Below are 16,494 nucleotides of genomic sequence, written 5' to 3' on the forward strand. Positions count from 1 at the left end.
CGTCGATGGTATGCCGCTCGCTGTCGGTGGCGGGCCGTAGGGTCTGAGTCATGAGTACGAGTCAGCCGCCCGTTCCGGAAGGCCCGCCGCACCCCGTGGAGGTGCCGCCGCCCGCCGCGGAGGCCCCGGCGTCCGCGGCCGAGGTGCCGCCACCCGCCGCCGTGGTGCCGCCGCGGCCCCTTCCGGTGGACGAGTCCGGCGCGGCCGACGGGCATCCGGTCCCGCCGGAGGGTTCTCCCGCCTCCCCGCCGGAGGGACGGCCGCCGATGTCGCTGTCGCCCTCCCGGGCGAGCGACTTCATGCAGTGCCCGCTGCTCTACCGCTTCCGGGTGATCGACCGGCTGCCGGAGAAGCCGAGCGAGGCGGCCACCAGGGGCACGCTGGTGCACGCGGTCCTGGAGCGGCTCTTCGACGCGCCGGCCGTGGAGCGCACGCCGCCGCGTGCCAAGGCGCTCGTCCCCGGTCAGTGGGACAGGCTGCTGGAGTCGCGGCCGGAGCTCGGCGAGCTGTTCGCCCGGGACGAGGACGGCGAGCGGCTGGCGCGCTGGATGTCCGAGGCGGAGGCGCTGGTCGAGCGCTGGTTCTCGCTGGAGGACCCGACGCGGCTGGAGCCGGCCGAGCGCGAGCTGTTCGTGGAGACGGAGCTGGAGTCGGGGCTGCGGCTCCGCGGGGTGATCGACCGGGTGGACGTGGCGCCCACGGGCGAGGTGCGGATCGTCGACTACAAGACGGGCAAGGCGCCGCGCCCCGAGTACAGCGAGGGCGCGCTGTTCCAGATGAAGTTCTACGCCCTGGTGGTCTGGCGGCTGAAGGGCGTGGTGCCGCGGCGGCTGCAGCTGGTGTACCTGGGCAGCGGGGAGGTGCTCACGTACGACCCGGTCCCGGCGGACCTGGAGCGGGTGGAGCGCAAGCTGCTGGCCCTGTGGGACGCGATCATGCGGGCCACGGAGACAGGAGACTGGCGGCCGCGTCCGACCAAGCTCTGCGGCTGGTGCGACCACCGGGCCCTGTGCCCGGAGTTCGGCGGAACACCGCCGGTGTACCCGCTGCCCGTGGTCCCCGCGGGTTGACGCACTGCGCGCCCGGTGCCCCGGAGCGGGGTCGCCCGGCGAGGTCGGCCTCCGGCGGGCAGGGCAGAATGGGGCGGTCCCGTATTCCTGAGGAGATTCCGTGGCTATCCGCGTCCTACTCGTCGACGACCAACCGCTGCTGCGCACGGGCTTCCGGATGATCCTGGAGGCGGAGCAGGACATCGCCGTGGTCGGTGAGGCCGGGGACGGCCTGCAGGCCCTGGACCAGGTGCGGGCGCTGCAGCCCGACGTGGTGCTGATGGACATCCGGATGCCGCGGATGGACGGCGTCGAGGCGACCCGCCAGATCACCGGCCCCGAGCGGGACGGCCCGGCCAAGGTGCTGGTGCTGACCACGTTCGACCTCGACGAGTACGTCGTCGAGGCGCTGCGGGCGGGCGCGAGCGGCTTCCTGCTGAAGGACGCCCCGGCGAACGAGCTGGTGCAGGCGATCCGGGTGGTCGCGGACGGCGAGGCGATGCTGGCACCGAGCATCACGCGGCGGCTGCTCGACAAGTACGCGGGGCATCTGCCGTCGGGCGAGGAAACGGCGCCGAACACACTGCACACCCTGACCGAGCGCGAGGTCGAGGTCCTGAAGCTGGTGGCCCGCGGACTGTCGAACGCCGAGATCGCGGCGGACCTCTTCGTCAGCGAGACGACGGTGAAGACGCACGTGGGCCACGTCCTGACGAAGCTGGGCCTGCGCGACCGGGTCCAGGCGGCGGTGTACGCCTACGAGAGCGGACTGGTGCGGCCGGGAGCGCAGTGACCGGCGCGGGCGGCGGCCTGCGGTACCGGGCGGGGCGGCGGCGCCCCCGGCCGCGGGAATCGGCCGTGGCGTCCCGTGGCGAGCCGTGAGCGCTCCACGGCGGCCGCGCCTCCGTATGGACCGGCCGCCGCTGCCGCACCTGCGGAAGACCCCGGTGGCCGTCGGCCACCGGGGTCTTCCGCGTACGGCCGGACCGGGCCGGCCGTGGGACGGGTGTCAGCCCTTCTTGATCTCCCAGAAGCGGAAGACCGTGGAGGCGTCGAGCGTCCACTCCAGGCCGGTGATGTTGCCGTTGTAGACGGCGTACTGCTTGCCCTGCCACAGCGGGAGGATCGGCAGTTCGTCGGCGACGATGTTCTGCAGCTGGGCGAACTTGTCACCGGTGGAGGCCCGGTCCGCCACGGCCGCGGTCTCCGGGATGATCTTGCCGGTGATCTGCTTGTTCTCGTAGTTGTTGCCGAGGACGTTGCCGTCGCCGAAGAACGGCTGGGTGAAGTTGTCGGCGTCCGGGTAGTCGGGGACCCAGCCCTTGACGTAGACGCCGTACTTGCCGGCCTGGACGTCCTTCTCGTACTTCTCGAACTCGACCGACTTGACGTCCGCCTGGAACAGACCGCTCTTGTTGAGCTGCTGCGCGATCGCGGCCATCTCCAGGTCGGTGGCCGGGCCGTAACGGCTCGGGGTGGACCAGAGGGTGAGCTTCACCTTCTCGTCGATGCCCGCCTCGCGCAGGGCCTTGCGGGCCTTGTCCGGCTGCGGGTGGCCCCCGTAGCGGTCGAAGAAGGCGGTGTTGTGACCGGCGATGCCGGCCGGGACGATCGAGTGCAGCGGCTCGGCGGTGCCCTTGTAGACGTCGCGGACCAGGGCGTCCCGGTCGACGAGGTAGGCGAAGGCCTGGCGCACGGCGAGCTTGCCGGTGACCGGGTGGTTCATGTTGAAGACCAGGTGCTGGACCTCGGCGCTGTTGCCCTCGACGACCGCGATGCCCTGCTTGCCGGCCTCCACGGAGGCCTGGAGGCCGTCGATGTCCTGGGCGGTGAGGCCTCGGTAGGCCACGTCGACGTCGCCCTGCTTCAGGGCCGAGCCGAGGCCCTTCTGGTCGCCCCGGAAGAACGTCAGGGTGACGCCGGTGTTCCGGACCTCGGCGTTGCCCTTGTACTCGGGGTTGACCGAGAAGACGGCCTCCTCGTCGCTGAAGGAGTCGAGCTTGTACGGGCCGGAGCCGACCGCCTTGCCGTCCGTCCGCAGGGAGCCCGCCTCGTACTCGCGGTGGTCCACGATGGAGCCCGCACCGGAGGCGATCTTGCTCGGGAAGGTGGCGTCGGGGACCTTCAGCTTGAAGACGACGGTGCGCTCGTCGGGCGTCTCGATGCGGTCGATGGTCGACAGCAGCGGGCCGGGACCGGAGTCGCTGGCGATCTTCAGCGCGCGCTCGAAGGAGAACTTCACGTCCTTCGAGGTCAGGTCGTTGCCGTTGCTGAACTTGAGGCCCTCGCGGAGAGTGCAGCGGTAGACCGTGCTGCCACTCTCGAAGCCGCACTTCTCCGCGGCCTCCGGCTGCGGGGTGGAGCTGCCCTTCGGGAAGGCCAGCAGGGACTGGAAGACGTTGTTGAACAGCAGCCAGGAGCCGGGGTCGTAACCGTCCGCGGGGTCCGTGGCGAGGACGTCGTCGGAGATGCCGACGGCGACCCGGACACCGTCGCCGTCGGACCCGTCGCCGTGCTCCGAGCCGCAGCCCGCCAGCAGTACGGCGGACAGCCCCGCGGCCAGCGGCGCCGTCGTGCGCTTGAATCGTGCCTTCACAGAACCTTGCCTCTTGCTCTCGTTTCCGGCCGCGCCCTTCGCGACCGGGTCATGAAGGGTCAGGCGGTGCCGCGCTCGAGTTCCCACAACTGGAGGTCGGAGGAGGCGTTCAGCGTCCACTCGACTCCGTTGACGTCCGACCGGGCGGCGACGTGCTGCTTGCCCTGCCACAGCGGCAGCACCGGGACATCGGTGGCGACGATGTCCCGGAGCCTGGCGAAGGGGAGGGCGGCGGCACTGCGGTCGGCCTTGCGGCGGGACTCCGGGATGAGCTGATTGCGCGCGGCGGTGCTCACATAGGGGGTGTTGAGGAAGTTGTCCTCGTCCAGGAACGGGGCGATGTAGTTGTCCGGGTCCGGGAAGTCGGGGAACCAGCCCAGGCCGTAGACGGCGTAGTCGCCCCGCTTCTGCGCGGGACGGCACTCGGACCAGTCCGTGCCCTTGACCGTCACGTCGGACAGGTCCGTGGCGTTGAGCTGGTCGCGCAGCGCCGCGAACTCCTTCGCCGTGCCGGAGCCGTAGTGGTCGGTGGTGCAGTGGAGGGTGAGCTTCTCCGGGGTGGCGACGCCGACCTCGTCCAGGACGCGGGCCGCCCTGCGGCGGTCGGGCTCGCCGTAGCGCTCGAAGAACGCGTTGGTGTGACCGGTGATGCTCGTGGGGATCAGCGAGTGGAGCGGCTCGGCGGTGGCGCCGTAGACATTGCTCACGATCTCTCCGCGGTCGACGACCGAGGCCATGGCCTGGCGGACCGCCTTGTCCTCGACGGACGGGTGATCGGTGTTGAAACCGAGGTAGCGGATCTCCAGCCCGGGGACCTCACTGAGCTCGACGCCGTCCTTCGGGTGCTCCCGCAGATCCCTGATCTGCTCCGGGGACACGGCGCGGGCCATCATGTCGATCTCGCCGGACTCCAGGGCCTCCCCCTCGGCGCCGGTGTCGTAGGCGAAGGCGGGGTCGAAGGGCGCCGGGCTCCCGCTGTCGACGACGAACCGGTCGGTGGTCCCGACGACTATGGCGTTGCCTCCGTCCGGCGCCCCGGGCGTGGTGCCACAGGCGGCGAGTACGGGGGCGAGCAGGCCCATCAGGGCCGGCAGCACCAGAGCCTTGCGGTTCATCCTGGACTTTCTCCCTCGATCCCTCACTGGGATGCAGCGGTTGCGGGATGCTCCGCCGCGGCCGCCCGTTCGGGGCGGTGCGATCGGGCCGGGATGCGGGGGCGATCGGTCCTGCGGGCACGGCGAAGTGGGTGGTCCCCGTGACACGCCGGTGGTGCGGCGAAGCTCTCGCGACGAGATTAGTGGCTGCGCCAGGAGCGCTTGACCGGGCCCGAGTTGGGGACTGCGACGCGATGAGCGGGCATGGCGAGGAGTCGATATTCACGCGCCGGAATGATTCGTACACCGCATCATCAATCCGGACACATAGGCATACCCGAATCACCGCAGATCGGACCTCGCCCGCCGTCGCCGCGCTATTTATGCAGCATCGCGCGTGATGAACGTCACGCGCGATGGATGGTCACGGAAAATACACGGTCAACCGCCCTTGGTTTCCGTGGATATTCCTCTGCACTCTCGGTGAATGATTCAGTTCATCCGGGTGATCAGGGTGTGCAGAAATGACAGATCCACTTCCTCGAGCGAGCCCACCACCATGCGCCCGTCCGCCGGGGCGATCGGAGCCACGGACGGGACCGCCACGACCCTGCAGCCCGCGGCCTCGGCGGAGGCCACACCCGTGGCGGTGTCCTCGATGACCGCGCAACGGGCGGGATCGGCGCCCAGTCCCCGGGCCGCGTGCAGATACGGGTCGGGGTGGGGCTTGGTACGGGGCACCTCGTCCCCCGCCACGCTCAGCGCGAAGCGGTCGCGGCCCAGAGAGGCGAGCACCCGGTCGATGATGCGCCGGTGGGAGGCGGAGACCAGGGCAGTGGGCACGTTGTGCGCAGTCAGCTCGGTGAGCAGGCGCTCGGCCCCGGGCATCAGCGGCACACCGCGGGTGATGCGGGCCTCGAAGCGTTCGTTGAGCAGCACGGTCAGCTCGGCGAGGGTGATGTCCGCACCGGTCGCCTCGATGAGGTAGCCCGCGCTTCGGGTCATGGGACCGCCGACGACCACGTCACGCCATGCCTCGTCCAGTTCGTGGCCGAGGTCGGCGAAGACCTCGCGCTCCGCGTCCCACCAGAAGCCCTCGGTGTCCACGAGGGTGCCGTCCATGTCGAGGAAGACGGCCTGCAGGGCGGAGCCGCCCGCCGTGCGGGCCAGGGACGCGGGGACCGTACTGGTCATCCGGACACCTCCATCGGGGACGCACAGGCCGGCCGCCAAATCGGGCGACCGGCCTGTATGGGACCGACCAGTGTACGACTCCCGCGATCGAAGCGCGCGGTTCGTCACCGCGCGTTGAAGTACTTCGCCTCCGGGTGATGGATCACGATGGCGTCGGTGGACTGCTCGGGGTGGAGCTGGAACTCCTCCGAGAGCTTGACGCCGATGCGCTCCGGCTCCAGCAGCTCGGCGATCTTGGCGCGGTCCTCGAGGTCGGGGCAGGCTCCGTAGCCGAGGGAGAACCGCGCGCCGCGGTACTTCAGATCGAACATGTCCTCGATCTCCGCCGGGTCCTCGCCCGCGAACCCGAGCTCGGCGCGGACCCGGGCGTGCCAGTACTCGGCGAGGGCCTCGGCGAGCTGGACGGACAGGCCGTGGAGTTCGAGGTAGTCGCGGTACGAGTCGGAGGCGAAGAGCTTGGCGGTTGCGTCGCCGATCTTCGAGCCGACGGTGACGACCTGGAGGCCGACGACATCGGTCTCGCCGGACTCCTCGGGGCGGAAGAAGTCGGCGAGGCACAACCGGCGGCCGCGGCGCTGGCGCGGGAACGTGAAGCGGGTGCGCTCCGAGCCGTCCTCGCCGAGCAGGATCAGGTCGTCGCCCTTGGACACACAGGGGAAGTAGCCGTGCACCACGGCCGCCTCCAGCAGGTTCTGCGTCTGCAACCGGTCGAGCCAGCCCCGCAGCCGCGGGCGGCCCTCGGTCTCCACGAGCTCCTCGTAGGACGGTCCATCGCCGGTGCGGGCCTGCTTGAGGCCCCACTGGCCCTTGAACAGCGCCCCCTCGTCCAGCCAGGAGGCGTACTCCTTGAGCTGGATGCCCTTGACGACCCGCGTGCCCCAGAACGGGGGCTCCGGCACCCGGTTGTCGGTGGCTACGTCGGAGCGCACGGCACCCTGCTCCTCCGGCCGCTCCTCGAGGACCGCGGTGGCGGTACTCCGTACCCGGCGCTGCTTCAGCTCGGGCAGCGTGGCGCCGGGGACGCCGCGCTTGACCGCGATGAGGGCGTCCATGAGGCGGAGTCCCTCGAAGGCGTCGCGGGCGTAGCGGACTTCGCCTTCGTAGATCTCGTGGAGGTCCTGTTCGACGTAGGCTCGGGTGAGCGCGGCGCCGCCGAGGATGACGGGGTAGTCGGCCGCCAGCTTGCGCTGGTTCAGCTCCTCCAGGTTCTCCTTCATGATCACCGTGGACTTCACCAGGAGTCCGGACATGCCGATCACATCCGCCCGGTGCTCCTCGGCGGCCTCCAGGATCGCCGAGACCGGCTGCTTGATGCCCAGGTTGACGACGTTGTAGCCGTTGTTGGACAGGATGATGTCCACCAGGTTCTTGCCGATGTCGTGGACGTCGCCGCGGACGGTGGCCAGCACGATCGTGCCCTTGCCCTCGGCGTCCGACTTCTCCATGTGCGGTTCCAGATAGGCCACCGCCGACTTCATCACCTCGGCCGACTGCAGCACGAACGGCAGCTGCATCTGCCCCGAGCCGAACAGTTCCCCGACGACCTTCATGCCGTCCAGCAGCGTGTCGTTGACGATGTCGAGCGCCGGGCGGTCCTGGAGCGCCTCGTCCAGGTCCGGCTCCAGGCCGTTCTTCTCGCCGTCGATGATGCGCCGCTTCAGACGCTCCTCCAGCGGGAGGGCGGCCAGTTCCTCGGCCTTGCCCGCCTTCAGGGACTTCGCCGTCGCCCCCTCGAACAGCTCCATCAGCTTCTGCAGGGGGTCGTATCCCTCGGTGCGGCGGTCGTGGATCAGATCCAGTGCCGTGGCGACCTGCTCCTCCTCGAAGCGGGCGATCGGCAGGATCTTGCTCGCGTGCACGATCGCCGAGTCCAGGCCGGCCTTGACGCACTCGTCGAGGAAGACCGAGTTGAGCAGGATCCGCGCGGCCGGGTTCAGGCCGAAGGAGATGTTCGACAGACCGAGCGTCGTCTGCACGTCGGGGTGCCGGCGCTTGAGCTCCCTGATCGCCTCGATGGTGGCGATGCCGTCCTTGCGGGACTCCTCCTGGCCGGTGCAGATGGTGAACGTCAGGGTGTCGACGAGAATGTCCGACTCGCGGATCCCCCAGTTCGAGGTGAGGTCCTCGATCAGCCGCTCGGCGATCTCCACCTTCTTCTCCGCCGTACGGGCCTGTCCCTCCTCGTCGATCGTCAGCGCGATCAGCGCGGCGCCGTGCTCCCGGGCCAGCGCGGTGACCTTGGCGAACCGCGACTCGGGCCCGTCGCCGTCCTCGTAGTTCACCGAGTTGATCACCGCACGGCCGCCCAGCTTCTCCAGTCCGGCGCGGATCACCTCCACCTCGGTGGAGTCGAGCACGATCGGCAGCGTCGAGGCCGTGGCGAACCGGCCCGCCAGTTCCTCCATGTCCGCCACGCCGTCCCGGCCGACGTAGTCGACGCACAGGTCGAGCATGTGCGCGCCCTCGCGGATCTGGTCCCGGGCCATCTCCACGCAGTCGTCCCAGCGGCCGTCCAGCATGGCCTCGCGGAACTTCTTCGACCCGTTGGCGTTCGTCCGCTCCCCGATCGCCAGGTACGAGGTGTCCTGGCGGAACGGCACCGTCTGGTAGAGCGACGCGGCACCCGGCTCGGGGCGCGGAGTGCGCTCGGCGGGCTCCAGACCGCGGACGCGCTCCACGACCTGCCGCAGGTGCTCCGGCGTCGTCCCGCAGCAGCCACCCACCAGGGAGAGCCCGTACTCGCGCACGAACGTCTCCTGTGCGTCCGCCAGCTCCGGGGCTGTCAGCGGGTAGTGCGCGCCGTCCTTGCCCAGGACCGGCAGACCCGCGTTCGGCATGCAGGACAGCGGGACGCGTGCATGCCGGGCGAGGTAGCGGAGGTGCTCGCTCATCTCCGCGGGGCCGGTGGCGCAGTTCAGACCGATCATGTCGATGCCCAGCGGCTCCAGCGCGGTCAGCGCCGCACCGATCTCCGAGCCGAGCAGCATCGTGCCCGTCGTCTCGACCGTGACCGAACAGATCAACGGCACCGTGAGGCCGGCCGCGTCCATCGCCCGGCGGGCGCCCAGGACGGACGCCTTCGTCTGCAGCAGGTCCTGCGTCGTCTCCACCAGCACCGCATCCGCCCCGCCCGCGATCAGACCCTCGGCGTTCCGCTGATAGGCGTCGCGCAGGGCTACGTACGGGGCGTGGCCCAGCGTCGGAAGCTTCGTCCCCGGACCCATCGATCCCAGCACCCACCGCTGCCGCCCCGAGGACGCCGTGAACTCGTCCGCGACCTCGCGGGCGATCCGGGCACCGGCCTCGGACAGCTCGAACACACGCTCGGGGATGTCGTACTCACCCAGCGCGGCGAAGTTCGCGCCGAACGTGTTCGTCTCCACACAGTCCACACCCACCTCGAAATAGGCGGAATGGACCGAACGGACGATGTCCGGGCGGGTCACGTTCAGAATCTCGTTGCAACCCTCGAGATTCTGGAAGTCGTCGAGGGTGGGGTCCTGCGCCTGGAGCATCGTCCCCATCGCACCGTCGGCGACCACCACACGGGTCGCCAGCGCGCGGCGCAGGGCGTCGGCTCGGGCACGGCCGTCGCGGGACGTACCGCTGCCTGCGGAAGTCGGGCTGTCGGCGGAAGGGGTCGGCAACGAGGCCATGAAGGTACTCCCTGAAGTGCGACGGCTGTCGGCTTTGCGGCTTCCCTCGGAAGGCGCACCCGGCCAGCGTAGCCGTGCCGGGCGCGGCACGGCGGAGCGGTCCAGGAGGTGGACTCCGTGTCTCCCTGGTGATGACCGGGTGAGCATGGACTTGCCACACTGTTCCGGCAGTAACAACTATTCGGCATCGGCCGATAGTGTTCAGCATTGTCGAACGAGGTTGGGTAGAAGGGCCGGGACGATGGCGAAGAACATCCAGTCACTGGAACGGGCGGCGGCGATGCTGCGCCTGCTCGCGGGTGGCGAGCGCCGTCTCGGCCTGTCGGACATCGCCTCCTCCCTGGATCTGGCCAAGGGCACCGCCCACGGCATCCTGCGCACCCTCCAGGCGGAGGGGTTCGTCGAGCAGGACCCGGCGTCCGGGCGCTACCAGCTCGGCGCGGAGCTGCTGCGGCTCGGCAACAGCTACCTGGACGTCCACGAGCTGCGGGCCCGCGCGCTGGTCTGGACGGACGACCTGGCCCGCTCCAGCGGCGAGAGCGTCCATCTGGGCGTCCTGCACCAGCAGGGTGTCCTGATCGTCCACCACGTCTTCCGCCCGGACGACAGCCGTCAGGTCCTGGAGGTGGGCGCGATGCAGCCGCTGCACTCCACGGCCCTGGGCAAGGTGCTCTCCGCGTACGACCCCGTCGCCCACAGCGAGGCCCTGGAGATCGACCGGGAGGCGTTCACCCCGCGCACCGTGACCGCCCTGCGGGCCTTCGAGGGCGAGCTCGACCGGACCCGGGCACGGGGCTGGGCCTCCGACGTGGAGGAGACCTGGGAGGGCGTCGCGGCGGTGGCCGCGCCCATCCACGACCGCCGACGGATGCCGGTCGGCGCTATCGCCATCACCGGCGCGGTGGAACGGGTGTGCGACGACGGCAAGGAGCTGCGGGCCGAGCTGGTCGCCGCGGTACGGGACTGCGCCCGCGCCGTCTCCCGGGACCTGGGCGCCGGCCGCTTCTGATCCACCGGCTCGGCCGCCGCACGGCCGGACACGCCCCTCGGCCCCGGCCCGCGCTCCCCACCCGCCCTCGGCCGGCCCGGGCGCCCGTCGCCGTCGCCGCACAGGGCGCCACCCCGCACCGAGCCGCAGGGCTCCGTCCGGCACGGCCCGGCCGCCGCACGGCCGCCTCCCGCCTCCCGCCTCCCGCCTTCCGGCGCCCCGCCGCTCCCCCGCACGCCCACGCCAGGCCGCCCCCTCGCGGCCGACCGGACAGGCCGACGGACACGGCCCGCACCCGTCCCACACCGCTCGGCACCCGGCGCCGCGCCGGGTTCCCCACCGGCCGAGATCCCTCACAGCGGGCGATTTCGCCCTTCCGGGCGCACCATCGATAACGAAACGGTTTTCGGCCACACAACCCTTGACGTCGTGTTAACCAGAGGACAAAACTGCCGTGCATCGGTCGGCATTGTCGAACACCTACCGGCAATACGCGCTAGAGTGTGGCAACGCCAAGGGCCGGTATCGCTCTCACCCCGAGGGCGCGAACCACGGAGGGACCCGTTGGTTCGCCTTCCCCTGGACGAAGGACAAAGGAGTCGCGGGTGTCCAGCTCCGACATCTTCATCGGCGAGATCATTGGTACCGCCGTACTCATCCTCCTCGGCGCCGGCGTGGTCGCCGCCGTCGTACTGAAGCGCTCAAAGGCACAGGGCGCCGGCTGGGTCGCCATCGCCTTCGGGTGGGGCTTCGCGGTCATGACCGCGGTCTACATCGCGGGCCCCCTGTCCGGTGCGCACCTCAACCCCGCAGTCACGCTGGGTATCGCGATCACCAGCGGCGACTGGAGCAACGTCCCCGTGCAGATGGCGGGCGAGCTCATAGGCGCCATGGTCGGCGCCTTCCTGGCCTGGGTCACGTACTACGGTCATTTCAAGGCCCATCTGGAAGACCCGGAGCTCGTGCCTCCGCCGCTCGAGGAGGGCCTCGTCGACGAGAGGTCCGCCCCGAAGGCCGGCCCCGTGCTCGGCATCTTCTGCACCGGTCCGGAGATCCGGAACGCCTGGCAGAACCTGGCCACCGAGATGATCGGCACGCTCGTACTGGTGCTGGCCGTACTCACCATGGGCCTCAACGACAGCGGAAAGGGCCTCGGCGTCCTCGGCGGACTGATCGTCGCCCTCGTGGTCGCCAGCATCGGCTTCTCCCTCGGAGGTCCCACCGGGTACGCCATCAACCCGGCCCGCGACCTCGGCCCGCGCATCGTGCACGCCCTGCTCCCCATGCGGAACAAGGGCGGCTCCGACTGGGGCTACGCATGGATCCCCGTGGTGGGCCCCCTGATCGGTGCCGCCATCGCCGCGGGCATCTACCAGATCGCCTTCGCCTGAGCCGTACGTCCCTTCCTCAGACTTCCAGGAGCACACCGTGACCGACGCACACACCGCCGGCCCCTTCATCGCGGCCATCGACCAGGGCACCACATCGTCCCGCTGCATCGTCTTCGACAAGGACGGTCGGATCGTCTCCGTCGACCAGAAGGAGCACGAGCAGATCTTCCCGAAGCCGGGCTGGGTCGAGCACAACGCGACCGAGATCTGGAACAACGTCCAGGAGGTCGTCGCCGGGGCCATCGAGAAGGGCGGCATCACCGCCGCCGACGTCAAGGCCATCGGCATCACCAACCAGCGCGAGACCACGCTGCTCTGGGACAAGAACACCGGTGAGCCCGTCCACAACGCCATCGTCTGGCAGGACACCCGCACCGACGCGCTCTGCAGGGAGCTCGGGCGCAACGTCGGCCAGGACCGGTTCCGCCGTGAGACCGGCCTGCCGCTGGCGAGCTACTTCTCCGGCCCGAAGGTCCGCTGGATGCTCGACAACATCGAGGGCCTGCGCGAGCGCGCCGAACGTGGCGACATCCTCTTCGGGACCATGGACTCCTGGGTCATCTGGAACCTGACCGGAGGCGTCGACGGCGGCCACCACGTCACCGACGTCACCAACGCCTCCCGCACCATGCTGATGAACCTGCACACCATGGAGTGGGACGAGAAGATCGCCCAGTCCATGCAGGTGCCGATGGAGGTCCTCCCGGAGATCCGCTCCTCCGCCGAGGTGTACGGAGAGGTCAAGGAGGGCGTCCTGGCGGGCGTCCCGGTCGCCTCGGCGCTGGGCGACCAGCAGGCCGCGCTGTTCGGCCAGACGTGCTTCTCCGAGGGTGAGGCGAAGTCCACCTACGGCACCGGCACGTTCCTGCTGATGAACACCGGCAGCAAGATCATCAACTCCTACTCCGGTCTGGTCACCACCGTCGGTTACAAGATCGGCGACGAGGCCCCCGTGTACTCGCTCGAGGGCTCCATCGCCGTCACCGGCGCCCTCGTGCAGTGGATGCGCGACCAGATGGGCCTCATCAACACCGCGCCCGAGATCGAGACGCTCGCCGCGTCCGTCGAGGACAACGGCGGCGCCTACGTCGTCCCGGCGTTCTCCGGTCTGTTCGCCCCGTACTGGCGCTCGGACGCCCGCGGTGTGATCGCCGGCCTCACCCGGTACGTCACGAAGGCGCACATCGCGCGCGCCGTGCTCGAGGCCACGGCCTGGCAGACGCGCGAGATCACGGACGCCATGACCAAGGACTCCGGTGTCGAGCTGACCTCCCTGAAGGTCGACGGCGGAATGACCTCCAACAACCTGCTGATGCAGACCCTCTCGGACTTCCTCGACGTGCCGGTGGTGCGTCCGATGGTGGCCGAGACCACCTGCCTCGGCGCCGCCTACGCCGCCGGCCTGGCCGTCGGCTTCTGGCCCGACACCGACGCGCTCCGCGCCAACTGGCGCCGGGCCGCCGAGTGGACCCCCCACATGGACGCTGCCAAGCGTGATCACGAGTACAAGTACTGGCTCAAGGCCGTCGAGCGGACCATGGGCTGGCTCGAGCACGACGAGAGCTGACGAGGAGCAATCGAGAATGACCACCCTGCAGAGCGTCCCCTCGCTGGGGACGCACCCGGCCTCCGGTTCCCTCCCGAGCCGCGCCGAGACGAGGGAGCAGCTTGCGAAGGCGACCTACGACCTCCTGGTGATAGGCGGCGGCATCCTGGGCATCTCCACGGCCTGGCACGCCGCGCAGGCCGGGCTGCGGGTGGCGCTGGTGGAGGCCGGCGACTTCGCCGGCGCCACCTCCTCCGCCTCCTCCAAACTGCTCCACGGCGGTCTGCGCTATCTGCAGACCGGCGCCGTGAAGCTCGTGGCGGAGAACCACTTCGAGCGCCGTGCCCTCTCCCGGGAGGTGGCGCCCCACCTCTCCAACCCACTGACCTTCTACCTGCCCGTCTACAAGGGCGGACCGCACGGCGCGGCCAAGCTCGGCGCGGGAGTCTTCGCCTACTCGGCGCTCTCCGCGTTCGGCGACGGCGTCGGCCACGTCATCTCGCCCGCAAAGGCCCAGCGTGACGTGCCCGAGCTGCGCACGGAGAACCTCAAGGCCGTGGCCGTCTACGGCGACGACCAGATGAACGACGCTCGCATGGCGCTCATGGCGGTCCGCGCGGCCGCCGAGTCGGGTACGGTCGTCCTCAACCACGCCGAGGTCACCGGACTCCGCTTCACCAAGGGCCGGGTCACCGGCGCCGAGCTCAGGGACCGCACGGACGGCACCGAGTTCGGTGTCACCGCCCGGCTGGTCCTCAACGCGACCGGCCCGTGGGTGGACCACCTGCGCAGGATGGAGGACCCGGACGCGGCGCCCTCGATCCGGCTCTCCAAGGGCGCGCACCTGGTCCTCAAGCGCACCTCCCCCTGGAAGGCCGCGCTGGCCACCCCGATCGACAAGTACCGCATCACCTTCGCCCTCCCCTGGGAGGACATGCTGCTGCTCGGCACGACGGACGAGGAGTTCGAGGGCGACCCGGCGGACGTCTCGGTCAACGAGAAGGACATCGCCCAGATCCTCGACGAGGCCGCCTTCTCCATCCGCGACCAGCAACTGTCGCGCGATCTGATCACCTACTCCTTCGCCGGCCTCCGGGTGCTGCCGGGCGGCCCCGGCGACACCTCCAAGGCCAAGCGGGAGACCGTGGTCACCGAGGGCCGCGGCGGCATGCTGTCGGTGGCCGGCGGCAAGTGGACGACGTTCCGCCACATCGGCCGCACGGTGCTGAACAAGCTCGCCGAGCTTCCGGGGCGGCCGCTCGCCGACGACATGGAGCCGATCTCGCACCTGCCGAAGAAGCTCCCGCTGCCCGGTATCGCCAACCCGCGCGCCGTCGCGCACCGGCTGCTGGTGGACGCCCCGGCGCCCGGGCCCCGGATGTCGGCGGACACCGCGCGCCACCTCGCCACGCACTACGGATCGCTGTCCTTCGACATCGCCCGGCTGGCGAACGAGAACCCCGACCTGGCACAGCGGATCCACCCGGACGCCCCGGAGATCTGGGCCCAGGTCGTGTGGGCGCGCGACCACGAATGGGCCGAGACGGCGGACGACGTGCTGCGCCGCCGCACCACGCTGACGATCCGCGGCCTCGCCACCGACGAGATCCGGGGGAAGGTCGAGAACCTGCTGCACAAGCGGGCCTGAGACGGGACCGCAGCGGGCGCGGTCCGTGCGGCGAGGGCGGCTCCTTGCGGAGCCGCCCTCGTCGTACGCCCGGGCACCGGGCGACCCGGCGGCGCGAGGGGGAGACCGTGTCCGTCGCCGAGACCGTGGAAGATCAAGCGGATGATCGTCCCCGGTGCACTGCGCCCCGGCGACCGGCTGCCCGGGGAGAGCGAACTCGCGGCCGGACCGGGCCTGTCGAGGAACGCGCTCCGCGAGGCGGTCAGCGGCTGTCGCTGATGCGCGTCCTCGACGTGCGCCACGGCGACGGCACGTACGTGACCGGCCCGGACCCCCGACTGCCGCCGGAGGCGCTGGGTTTCGTCGTGGACTTCCACCGCGACGACACCGTCCCGGAGTTCCCGGCCGTGCGCCGGGTTCCTGGAGCCGGCTGCGCCGGCGATGGCGGCGTCCGCCGTCGCGGGTGACGAGCTCGAGCGACTCACGGCGCGGCTCGACGCGCTCGGTCCGGAGCCCTCGGTGGAGGAACTGGTCCGCGCCGACCTGGAGTTCCACCACGGAATGGTGCGGGCCTCCGGCAACACCGTGCTCTGCTCCCTGCCGGACGGGCTCTCCGGGCCGGCCGTCCGGGCCCGGGGGTGGCGGGCCCTCACCCGGCGGGAAGCGGCCGGCCGTACGCTCCACGAGCACCGGGCGATCCTGGCGGCGCTGCGCGACCGGGACTCCGAGGCGGCCCGGTCCTGGGCGACGGTGCACATCGCGGGCGCGGAGCGGTGGCTCGGGTCCGCGCTCTGACCGGAACGCACCGGACTCGGCGGGCGACCCGAGTTCCGGCGCGCGGGGTGGGACGCCCGGGCCGGTCCGGGGCCGTCGTACCGCTTCGCACCGCGCGGCGGGTGGTCCGGACCCTCATGCGGGAGGAGAAGCCGGGTACCCGTGGTGCCATGTGGTGTCCCCGGTGGACCACGGCGGGTCGGTGACGTGCTCGTGGAGGTGGTCGAGGTACTCGACGCAGCGGGCGGCGAACGGCAGGACGGCCGGACCGGCCGTCCCACGGGCGAGTTCCAGCCGTCGTAGTACGTCCTCGACGAGGTCCGCGCCGGCCGTCGGCCCGGTCCGTCCCGGTCCGTCGGCGACGGCCCCTTGCGCGTTCACGACGTCGCAACCGTCGGGCACCGGGCCTCTCGGCCATCCGGTGGAAGGCGTCGTCGCAGGCCGGAGGTCCGGGCATGCCCCGGCGGATCGGGGTGACGGCTCGGATGGATCTCCGGCCGGAACGGGCGTCCCGCGGCCCGGGCCGCTGCCGTACGGAAGTTCACCCTGCCGTGCACGGGGACTGCGGGCGGGCGCCCC

Annotated in this window: 11 protein-coding genes and 1 pseudogene; 7 read left to right on the forward strand and 5 right to left on the reverse strand. The window is 70.8% G+C overall.

Going from position 1 to position 16,494, the window contains the following annotated elements; all coding sequences use genetic code 11:
- Positions 1-50 precede the first annotated feature (50 nt).
- Positions 51-1,070: a RecB family exonuclease gene (locus QMZ92_RS01595; protein WP_502961965.1), complete on the forward strand. Its 1,020-nt coding sequence runs from the start codon at positions 51-53 to the stop codon at positions 1,068-1,070.
- Positions 1,071-1,170: 100 nt separating this feature from the next.
- A complete protein-coding gene (locus QMZ92_RS01600; protein ID WP_283295391.1) occupies positions 1,171-1,842 on the forward strand; it encodes a response regulator in 672 nt (223 codons plus the stop codon).
- Positions 1,843-2,058: 216 nt separating this feature from the next.
- On the opposite strand, the gene QMZ92_RS01605 is transcribed toward QMZ92_RS01600, so the two are convergent.
- The 4 genes from QMZ92_RS01605 to metH all read right to left on the reverse strand — a co-directional run bounded on the left by QMZ92_RS01605 (position 2,059) and on the right by metH (position 9,589).
- Positions 2,059-3,645, reverse strand: coding sequence for an ABC transporter substrate-binding protein (locus QMZ92_RS01605; protein ID WP_283295392.1), 1,587 nt, complete (start codon positions 3,643-3,645; stop codon positions 2,059-2,061).
- A 59-nt stretch (positions 3,646-3,704) separates the two neighbouring features.
- A complete protein-coding gene (locus QMZ92_RS01610) occupies positions 3,705-4,760 on the reverse strand; it encodes an ABC transporter substrate-binding protein (protein WP_283295393.1) in 1,056 nt (351 codons plus the stop codon).
- Positions 4,761-5,231: 471 nt separating this feature from the next.
- A complete protein-coding gene (locus tag QMZ92_RS01615) occupies positions 5,232-5,933 on the reverse strand; it encodes an HAD family hydrolase (protein WP_283295394.1) in 702 nt (233 codons plus the stop codon).
- Positions 5,934-6,037: 104 nt separating this feature from the next.
- Positions 6,038-9,589, reverse strand: a complete 3,552-nt coding sequence (metH, locus tag QMZ92_RS01620) for a methionine synthase (RefSeq protein ID WP_283295395.1) — start codon at positions 9,587-9,589, stop codon at positions 6,038-6,040.
- A 241-nt stretch (positions 9,590-9,830) separates the two neighbouring features.
- Here metH and QMZ92_RS01625 point away from each other — a divergent pair, with 241 nt between their 5' ends.
- The 5 genes and pseudogenes from QMZ92_RS01625 to QMZ92_RS01645 all read left to right on the forward strand — a co-directional run bounded on the left by QMZ92_RS01625 (position 9,831) and on the right by QMZ92_RS01645 (position 15,936).
- A complete protein-coding gene (locus QMZ92_RS01625) occupies positions 9,831-10,598 on the forward strand; it encodes an IclR family transcriptional regulator (RefSeq protein ID WP_283295396.1) in 768 nt (255 codons plus the stop codon).
- Between the two features lie 584 nt (positions 10,599-11,182).
- On the forward strand, positions 11,183-11,968 hold the full coding sequence (locus QMZ92_RS01630; protein ID WP_283295397.1) for an MIP/aquaporin family protein: 786 nt from the start codon (positions 11,183-11,185) through the stop codon (positions 11,966-11,968).
- Between the two features lie 37 nt (positions 11,969-12,005).
- Positions 12,006-13,535, forward strand: a complete 1,530-nt coding sequence (glpK, locus tag QMZ92_RS01635) for a glycerol kinase GlpK (protein WP_283295398.1) — start codon at positions 12,006-12,008, stop codon at positions 13,533-13,535.
- 16 nt (positions 13,536-13,551) lie between these two features.
- Positions 13,552-15,162, forward strand: a complete 1,611-nt coding sequence (locus QMZ92_RS01640) for a glycerol-3-phosphate dehydrogenase/oxidase (RefSeq protein WP_138056186.1) — start codon at positions 13,552-13,554, stop codon at positions 15,160-15,162.
- A gap of 141 nt (positions 15,163-15,303) precedes the next feature.
- Positions 15,304-15,936: pseudogene (locus QMZ92_RS01645) on the forward strand (FadR/GntR family transcriptional regulator).
- A gap of 114 nt (positions 15,937-16,050) precedes the next feature.
- Here QMZ92_RS01645 and QMZ92_RS01650 read toward each other — a convergent pair.
- Entirely contained in the window at positions 16,051-16,296 is a 246-nt protein-coding gene (locus QMZ92_RS01650) for a hypothetical protein (protein ID WP_283295399.1), read from the reverse strand.
- Between the last annotated feature and the right edge of the window lie 198 nt (positions 16,297-16,494).

The sequence above is a fragment of the Streptomyces sp. HNM0645 genome (genome assembly GCF_030056615.1).
Lineage (GTDB): Bacteria > Actinomycetota > Actinomycetes > Streptomycetales > Streptomycetaceae > Streptomyces > Streptomyces marianii.